The sequence below is a fragment of the Nocardia noduli genome, from assembly GCF_019038455.1.
Classification (GTDB): domain Bacteria; phylum Actinomycetota; class Actinomycetes; order Mycobacteriales; family Mycobacteriaceae; genus Nocardia; species Nocardia noduli.
In genome coordinates, this window is the sequence record NZ_JAFMPL010000183.1 from 1 (window position 1) to 8,019 (window position 8,019).

General features: G+C 61.5%; 10 protein-coding genes. 1 reads left to right on the forward strand and 9 read right to left on the reverse strand.

Annotated features, from left to right (window positions below):
• The first annotated feature begins 128 nt into the window (after positions 1-128).
• Positions 129-1,601 carry a hypothetical protein gene (locus JZ792_RS40135; RefSeq protein WP_216918120.1) on the forward strand — a complete coding sequence of 491 codons (1,473 nt, stop codon included), beginning with the start codon at positions 129-131 and terminating at the stop codon, positions 1,599-1,601.
• A 90-nt stretch (positions 1,602-1,691) separates the two neighbouring features.
• On the opposite strand, the gene JZ792_RS40140 is transcribed toward JZ792_RS40135, so the two are convergent.
• The 9 genes from JZ792_RS40140 to JZ792_RS40180 all read right to left on the reverse strand — a co-directional run.
• Entirely contained in the window at positions 1,692-3,014 is a 1,323-nt protein-coding gene (locus JZ792_RS40140; protein WP_216918121.1) for a caspase family protein, read from the reverse strand.
• Positions 3,011-3,367, reverse strand: a complete 357-nt coding sequence (locus JZ792_RS40145) for an effector-associated constant component EACC1 (RefSeq protein ID WP_216918122.1) — start codon at positions 3,365-3,367, stop codon at positions 3,011-3,013. Before JZ792_RS40145 ends, JZ792_RS40140 begins: the two co-directional genes overlap by 4 nt.
• Before the next feature lie 99 nt (positions 3,368-3,466).
• On the reverse strand, positions 3,467-4,369 hold the full coding sequence (locus tag JZ792_RS40150) for an abortive infection family protein (RefSeq protein WP_498044274.1): 903 nt from the start codon (positions 4,367-4,369) through the stop codon (positions 3,467-3,469).
• Positions 4,344-4,622 (reverse strand): WD40 repeat domain-containing protein, encoded by a 279-nt coding sequence (locus JZ792_RS40155; RefSeq protein WP_216918124.1) that lies wholly within the window; start codon positions 4,620-4,622, stop codon positions 4,344-4,346. Before JZ792_RS40155 ends, JZ792_RS40150 begins: the two co-directional genes overlap by 26 nt.
• Before the next feature lie 8 nt (positions 4,623-4,630).
• Complete coding sequence (locus JZ792_RS40160; protein ID WP_216918125.1) at positions 4,631-4,879, reverse strand: hypothetical protein; 249 nt, start codon at positions 4,877-4,879, stop codon at positions 4,631-4,633.
• Positions 4,866-5,378: a hypothetical protein gene (locus JZ792_RS40165; RefSeq protein WP_216918126.1), complete on the reverse strand. Its 513-nt coding sequence runs from the start codon at positions 5,376-5,378 to the stop codon at positions 4,866-4,868. The genes JZ792_RS40160 and JZ792_RS40165 overlap by 14 nt, the downstream gene beginning before the upstream one ends.
• Before the next feature lie 19 nt (positions 5,379-5,397).
• Positions 5,398-5,964 carry an Rv1363c family protein gene (locus JZ792_RS40170; protein WP_216918127.1) on the reverse strand — a complete coding sequence of 189 codons (567 nt, stop codon included), beginning with the start codon at positions 5,962-5,964 and terminating at the stop codon, positions 5,398-5,400.
• A 13-nt stretch (positions 5,965-5,977) separates the two neighbouring features.
• Positions 5,978-7,261, reverse strand: a complete 1,284-nt coding sequence (locus JZ792_RS40175; protein WP_216918128.1) for an MCE family protein — start codon at positions 7,259-7,261, stop codon at positions 5,978-5,980.
• The coding region (locus JZ792_RS40180; protein WP_216918129.1) for an MCE family protein at positions 7,258-8,019 on the reverse strand (762 nt) is incomplete at its 5' end. The genes JZ792_RS40175 and JZ792_RS40180, both read right to left, overlap by 4 nt.

An 8,019-nucleotide genomic window follows, 5' to 3' on the forward strand; every position in this document is an offset into this window, starting at 1 on the left:
CTTCCTCACGATGTCTTCCGCGGAATGCCGCTTGCGTCCTGCCATGTCCTCAGTGTCCCTTCTCGGCCCTCACCAGGCCAAACAAGGACTCTAATACCGGGCGGTCCCATCTACGGGGTACGGCCCAGGTGTTCACCCTCGTGGCGAGTAATAATTATCAAGAGTTCATTCAGGCATGCCGCGCGTTCAAGCCGGGTGAGCTCATTCCAGTCCTGGCACGGCTATCGGCCAGCCTTGGCGAGCCGCCGTACTCGAACCAAGTGAAGCGTCAGATGCCACCTTGGGGCTTGGCTGCCGCAGCCCGTGAATCGCTGTTGCACGGAAACGAGCATCGAAACGAGGGCGTGTCCGACAAAGCTCTCGAGAGGCTCATGTGGAAGTTCTTCAACTCCGAGTCCAAACCCCACGTCGAGCCGGGCGATCCGAGTTTTATGCTGTCGATACTCACTCCGATCCTGTACGAGCAATTCCCATGGCAGGAATCAATGTTTGGAGAGATCGCCCGATCGCACGCGATGCTACTGGACGGACTCAAGGAGGTTGACACGTCGATAATCACGCCGGATTCATTGACGGAAATATTGGAAGGGATGTCACTCAGCGAGGCTGTCGGTGCGGTATTTGTGCTTCAGGTTGGCGCTCAAATGAACGGAGGAGTATTCAATCCAGCCTGGCTCGATCAGCCGAACTTCGAAGATGTGTTAGAACGATTCTCACGCAACAGTATTGAGACATTACTAAACCGCTTGACGGCAACCCGTGAAGAGTTCAAGCGAGACTTTACGGAGAACTCGCTCAAGCAGAAACGGCTTGCGCGCTACGACTACAACCCACTAGTCCGGACCCCCTTCATCGAGCTCGGGCAGGGTCGACCTGTCGCGCCTGCACCAAGACTTATAATGCGGACAGTCACGCCCGGCGGACTGTATTACTCAGGAATTTCGCGCTACGGCAGCGCTTTTGCAAGGGACCTAGGTAAGCTTTTTGAGCATTATATCGGCCGCAATCTCCGCTTGATCGCGGGCGCCGAGGTGCACCCCGAAATCGTCTACGGCAAGAACGAACAGAAGAGCGTCGACTGGTTCGTGGTCATGCCGGATCTCGTTCTCATCGTGGAGTGTAAGTTGAAGCGGCTCGCGCTGGCAGCGCGAGCAGGTGACCCCGAACTTTTTAAGGACTTGGAAGATTCTCTCAACAAGGCGCATGGGCAACTGACTAGGACAGTCGATAATCTCGCAACAGGCAGATCGGAGTTTAGCCACATTCCAACAGATCGCCCAATATTAGGACTGATCGTATCGGCAGAGCCAATCTACTCGGCAGCGGCGTACCTCCTTGACCACGATACAGTGCTGATTCCGGGTGGGACACTTCCTGACGTACCAGTCGCAGCGGCAAGCGCTCGCGAGATTGAGGCGATTGTCACTCATGGCGCGGATATGCAGGACGCTCTTCTGGCGCTCATGCGGGACCGGAAGGGCGGTGTAATCTCACTTCGTAATGTACGTACCCGGACCGACCGCAATAACCCAATTCTGGAAGCGGCATGGCGTTCTTATGGTTTTCCACAGAGTGAACGACTCCTATCGGTGGACCACTGATAGGTGGCACCTAATAGGCAGTTGCACCCGTGCAGGTTCCGGAGCGCGGTAATGAAAACGGTCGCTTCCCCAACGCGGCCCGCCGATCAGTCAACCGCGTAGTGGTCGCGGCAGTTGGTCGTGAGACCTTGTCCATCGTCTTCCGGAGATGTCGGTAAACGTGAGGTCCGCGCGAACTGTCGCGGCATCAGGCGCGTAGTAGAGCACCGTCTCTTCTTCTCCTGCGGGTAAGGAATCTGAGAAGAAGTCTTCCATCTGGGCCATGGCACTGCTTGCGATCGGGTCGACGATGCTCATGATGCGGTCCTCCATCGCCCCGGCGATGCTGAACTGAGCAAATGGATTAGCTCCGTAGTGGTCGAACGCGCTGACCTTTTTCCGAACCTGTGCGCGGGCTCCCTCGCTATAGACCTTCCATAGCATGGGATGACCCTTGGCTGTGACGCACTCGCCTTCAGTGCGAGTTCCGTCGTTGTCGACGGGATAGACCTCCACTTCGAGCCCTGCCATGGGTGTGGCGCTGCCATTGCGGATTGTGACATCCCAGAATCCCTGCGGTACTGCGGGGTTCGGTGCCACGTGAGATGTGACCCTGCGTGCTTCGTCGAACTCGTAGGTGCGCTCAGGCTGCTGTTCTATCTCGGTGGTGCGAGCAGAGGCGGAATGGGAAGGATGGCCGAAAATTACCAAGTCGCCGGCCACATTGACGCTTCTGCGACGAGGCTCAGGGCGGCCCTGGGCGGCCAGATGGCGTTGAGTTGCGCGGTACAAGTCCTCGAGGGTGAGTCCTGGTGACTGCCGAGCGATGTCCAGGAGAGCACCGGTGAAGGCCGTGTGCTTTTCGCCTGCTGGTGCAAAGGACGGTTCATTCGCTGCGGAGGACGTGAGCGTGTATGTCCCTTGGATGTCGAACTGGCTGTCCTGCAAGGTATCGGTAACACCCATGGCCTCGAATGCGCGGCCCGAGAAGCAGCAGTCCAGGATCAGGATCCGGAGCCTGGCCGGACTATCTAGCAGCGCCTCACGCAACGTCTCAAAGGAAAGAGACGTCCAGGGTGCCTGCGTCGGACTGCTTCCGGGGAGCCCGAGGTACAACCGCCCGCGGCTATCGACGAGGCCATGACCGCTGTAGTACACCAACAGAACGTCCTCGGCGTCACGCGCAGCCGCCGAAACAACCCCACCGATTCCGCTGGCACGCTGCGGGTTCTCGACAACTACGCAGTGCTGTTGGTTGAACGTTCCCAGGTCTGGTTCGGTCAGCAATTGCCGTAGGTCGGCGAGATTGGAGGAAACCGATTCGAGCGGCGGAAGCTCCTCCGAAGGGTCGGACGAGCTCGGCTCACCGGTCTCGTACCGACTGACACCGATCAGAACCGCACGAGAGCGATCAGCATCCGGTCGCCGAGTCATCGGGTGGTGTCCAAGGAGTCGAGCGTCTTCTGGAGGCTGGCGAACGTCTCCTGCTGCTTCACGCGTTTCCCATCGAGCAGGATTTCTGTGCCGTTGGGCAGTGTGACGGTCAGGGTCAGGTCTGAGTGGCGGGTGGTAAACCACGTCCTGAGCGAACCGACCAGGACGGTGCCGATTCCTCCGGCGCCACAGGCAACCATCAGTACGTCGGCGAGCCCACCCATCTGTCCATCGCTTAGCGACGGGGTTTGGAGCTGTGCCCGCCCGCGCAGGACGTCGTCGCGACGGAACCAGTCCAGCAGCTGGACCAAATCGGAATGGTCGCCACTGAATCGGACATTCTGATTCGACATGCAGCTATCTTGCCGCACCCAGCTGACACGCCACGCGGAAATTCGAGGCCGTCTCGCATCCAAGGTTTCGAGGCGGGGTCTCACCTACGGCGAATACGGTCAGAACGGAGGCTCAGGCTCGCACAGACCCGCAATCGCAGTCCACGAGGGTCGTGCCGCCTGATCGAAATTTGTGACCAACCTTAGTGCAGACTGCCAGAGCGAGTAGTCCCTGTTCCAATCACCAGACCTGATCGGGTTCTGCCCGATCAAGGACGAAAGTCGTTTGAGCTCGGCATCCTGGTCCCGGACCGGCCTGAGCACACCGGGTATCAGCGCTACCGCCCAATCGATGGTCCTCACTTCTCCGATTTCGTTGAAGAAGAGCCCATCCACGATCCCCCTCCGGTAAGCCAACGGCCAGGCGTCGAGCGACGGCGACGCTGCACATGCTTCAACACCTTCAATCCGAACCAGGAACGTCCCGCCCATCGCGCGCTGCGCCACAGCAGTACCGAGCTTTTGTTGGATCGGTTCCTCAAGGGCAGCGATGTTGGCCGCAACCAGCCGCTCGGCCAGGCCACCTGAGTAGAAGACGTGGCCGCCCAGCAGATTGTTGATGAGCGTTGTCGGTTGGCCAAGGATCAGCGGGGCGAGCCGCCGGAGCGCCCAGCGAACCCACAGAAATGTGGCCGCCAAGGTAACCTCGACCATCTCATCGATGACGACGACCTCACGAGCGCGTCCGTGACCCGAGCCAAAGGAGTTCCGGATGTCGCCGATGCTCTTTACGATCTTCATCGCTCCCTGGACAACTCCCCGCAGCTCAGGATCCTGTGAAAGATCGGTGCCTGGCTGGCGCTTCAACGCCGTGTGAGCAGCATCGACGAGGTTCGGGAAGGTCATGTTCGCGGGTGCGACTTCACCTCGTTCGGTAACGACTACTCGCGCAACAGATTCAACCAACTCCTTGGCACGCCCCAGTGTGAGTGACTTGTCACCACTCGTTACGGCGTTCTGCAACCGGTCGCGATGGCTGCGGATCGCTTCCCATGCGGCGGAGTCGATTCCAGTAGGGCGGGTGAGGTCGAATGAGGTTCACCACAAAACCAGCATGGCCGCAGAGTGGTGCGCCGATCGGTTCGCGGGTGGCGACATCCCACAGTCGCACCGTCGCATCCTCGCTGCCAATGGCAATCAGGTTGCCATCAGGGCTGAACGCCATTGAAAACACTCTGCTGGTGTGGCCGGTAAGGAGGGCCGGATCCGGAGTCATCAGTCGGCTCAGTCGTCGACTGTGGGTGGTGTCGTCTGTCGTGGTGAGAGCTCGGGGTTCGGAGCTGTCGATAGTCCGAAGTCGTAGGCCACGGTCGTCGTGGACTTGCCTGTGACGCCGGTGAGGTCGTCGACGTCCATACCCTTCTGAGTCATCGTGGCCTCGAGAGACAGCAGCAGTGCACGCCGAGTGCCCGGCGTGCACGTCAGGAGCTGTTGAAGCTGCCAACTGAGCTGTACGGGCTCAGAAGTCGTCATCGGTTGTTCTCCTGAGCGGCGGCGGAAAGGGCAGGGACCTCGGGCAGACGGCCGATGATCGCCTGCTGAAACTCGCCGAGTGCGGCAGTCCGGAAGGGACTGCGGCCGCGTAGAGGCGTACCTCGGTGGTGGGCGGGGAGAAGTTGCAGGCGTTGTCGATCAGCTCGGTGAGGGTGTGCCTTCCGCCTTCGGCGGAGTGAACTGCGATAGCGATATCCGCAACGGCACGCATACGAGCTCGCTGACAACTCACGAACCGGCTGATCGCACCACGCAGAATAGACTGCATGGCAGGGGGGTTGGTCCACCGGCGGCCCGATCGTGAGCCTCTGAGGACGGAGGCGCTGTGAAGGGTGTCGGCCACCTGCTGCGCCACGATCGCGACCTGACGCAAGTGCACGGCGGTCGATACCGCGATGCACAGGAGCAGCGCATTGACCCCGGTACCGATAGCGGAGGGAATCCGAAGGTTTTCCGGCGTGTGGTAATCCGCACGCATACGCGAAGTCGCCACCGCTTCACACGAGTTCGACGTTGCTGGCGAGCCAGCGGCCATCGACATCGTCCATGGTGATGAGGATGCGATTGCGGTCGACTCGTGGCTGGCCTGTGGTCGCGTTGGTGATCTCGGCATCGACGAACAGCATGGCCACGACCTGTTCTCGTGTCGCCGACTGGATGCTCGCGCCCGTGACATGTCCCTTGCTCACCGATTGTGCCTGTACGAGTAAAGGTTTGAGCTGGACAGCGGACTTGGCGTACATGTCCTTGAACTCGCCGGTGGCACCGGATTCGATCGCGGTGAAATCTTGATCGATACGACTGGCGTCGATACTGGTCAATAGCACAGCGTATTGCTGTGCTGCTGAGAGGGCTTCGCGCGCCGCCCGGTCGATATCGCTGCGTTGCTTCACCTTCCATCCGAGAATGCAGGACGTGGTCACCGCCGCGGCGAGTAGTACCGTCAGACCGATGATCACGGCACGGCTGCGCCGGGTGCCGCTCGGTGACCCGGGTGATATGCCGTCGATATCTCCTGCCGACTCCTCGTCCTCGGAAGACTGCGTGGGTGTCGGTGTGCTCATGGCGTGTGACTCCTTACCTGGGGGGCACGTACGACGGGGGACGGCCGCCACCGAACGGTGTCGGAATGGTGAGTGGTCCAGTGGGTGTGGGATCGGCGGTGGTGAGTGGGTCCGCGCCCGGCGGCAGGATCGGGGTGTTCCAGCCCGGTGGGCGCGGCGCGTTGCGCGCACCACGCGGGAGCAGGTTCGGATCGGGGTTCGGGCAGTCGACGTAGAGGTAGGGCTCGGGGTAGTCCGGAACTGTGCCGGGGCGCCGGGGTACTCCGTAGTCGCATTGATAGCGGGGGTAGATGCTGGCCAAGGCCCAAACACCGTCGTCGTGGAAGGCGGAAGCGACGGCGTCGAGGGTGGAGCCTGCCCGTTGCTTGGGGAAGAAGAATTCTTCGAAGGCGGCCACCCGCAGATGTGTCATCTGCGCGACGGTGACGAGGTTGCCGAGCAGTTGGACCATGGTGGGGGAGTTCTGGGCGATGATCGCGTCCATCGTGGTGAGTGTGTCGGGTGCGAGGTTCACCAGTTCCTGGAATCCCCCGCTCATCCGCGCGACACCACCGAGAGTTGTGGACAGATCAGCGGCCGTTTCGCGCAGTTCGGGGGCGGTGCTGCCGAGCGTGGTGAGCACCACCTTGCTGTTGTGGAGCAGGCTGACAGTCTGCGGCAGTACCCCGTCGAGCGCGGAGACCATGAATATGCCGCCGTCGATGATGTCTGCCAACTTGTCCGGGCCCGCCGCACTCACACCGAGTTCATCCATGATGGCGCGCAGTTGCTCCGGGGCGATCTGGGCGAGGGTGCCGCTGAGCGCTTCGAGCATGCTGGACAGAGGCACCGGACTGGATGTGTGGTCGGAGGTGACGACCGACCCGTCCCGCAGATACGGACCGCGGTCGGTATCCGGGACGAAATCCAGGAACTGTTCTCCTGCGGCGGATAGGGCTGCGGTGCGCACATTGCCACTGGCGGGAATTTCGATCGTCGTGTCGATGGCGGCGACGGCAACGACTTTGTCGCCCGCGACCTCGACCGAGTCGACGCGACCGATCCGGACTCCGCGCATGGTGACGTCCTGCCCGGGCAGCAGTCCGCCGGATTGGTCCAGTTCGACTCGCACCCGGTACTGAGAGACGAACGGGTTGAAGTTGAGGGCGCCGAGCGTCAGGTAACTGCTTCCGACTACCAGGATCAGCAGTAGGCCGAGCAGTGATGTCGCCAGCCGATGTCGCTGGACCCGGCGCACGCTTCCCACGAGTGCCCTGGCTGAGTACTCCAAGGCATTGGGACGGAATGTCAGGTTCATCGTGGTGGTCCGTTCAGTCGCCCGCCCAAGCGTTCGAGCATGTATTGCAGTGAGCCGACGAAGGCGGTCCAGTCGGTGACGTCGGGCACTCGTGCCCCCGGGTCTCCGGGGAACCCGGGGTCCGGTACAGCGCCGACAGCGAGTTTCACGATGTCGACGCCGACGTGTGCCGAGGATGCGCTGGTCACTTTGATGACGGTGGCGAGGATGCTGTTGAGGGAGTTGAGATTTGCCTCGGGGTTGACCGCGGCGTCGTTGAGTCCCTTGGCGAGCAGGTCGATGTCCTCGCTCATGCTGCCGTTGTTGGTGCCTTGGATGGAGGGAAATCTGGCCAGCTGTTGGGTGATGGTGTGGATCCGGCCGACCAGGTCGATGATGCCTTCGATGTTCTCGCCGAGGACTTCGAGGGCGGGTCCGGACGCGTTCACCGCGTCGGCGATCGCGGTCTGCTGGGCGGCCAGTGTGTTGCTTAGATCGGCCGCGCTGTGGAGCACGGCACGGATCTGGTCGGAGCGCCCCGCGAGACTGTTGAGGAGTTGTCGGGTTTGTTCGATCAGTGCGGCGAGTCGTTCGCCGCGGCCGCCGACGTGCTCGCCGAGCGCGGAGACGACGTGAGCGAGATTTTCCAGGGTGCCCCCGCTGACAAGCAATGACGCTCGGCTGAGTACTTCCTCGATGCTGGCGGCGGCGGAGGTGTGGCCGATCGGTATGGCCGCACCGTCACGCAGGATGTCGCCAGCGGGGGCGGGGGTCCCGGG

Excerpts from the sequence above, each read along its gene's own strand:
- JZ792_RS40140 (WP_216918121.1), bottom strand. The coding sequence starts at position 3,014 with ATGACTCGGCGACCGGATGCTGATCGCTCTCGTGCGGTTCTGATCGGT.
- JZ792_RS40145 (WP_216918122.1), bottom strand. The coding sequence starts at position 3,367 with ATGTCGAATCAGAATGTCCGATTCAGTGGCGACCATTCCGATTTGGTC.
- JZ792_RS40155 (WP_216918124.1), bottom strand. The coding sequence starts at position 4,622 with ATGACTCCGGATCCGGCCCTCCTTACCGGCCACACCAGCAGAGTGTTT.
- JZ792_RS40160 (WP_216918125.1), bottom strand. The coding sequence starts at position 4,879 with ATGACGACTTCTGAGCCCGTACAGCTCAGTTGGCAGCTTCAACAGCTC.
- JZ792_RS40165 (WP_216918126.1), bottom strand. The coding sequence starts at position 5,378 with ATGCGTGCGGATTACCACACGCCGGAAAACCTTCGGATTCCCTCCGCT.
- JZ792_RS40170 (WP_216918127.1), bottom strand. The coding sequence starts at position 5,964 with ATGAGCACACCGACACCCACGCAGTCTTCCGAGGACGAGGAGTCGGCA.
- JZ792_RS40175 (WP_216918128.1), bottom strand. The coding sequence starts at position 7,261 with ATGAACCTGACATTCCGTCCCAATGCCTTGGAGTACTCAGCCAGGGCA.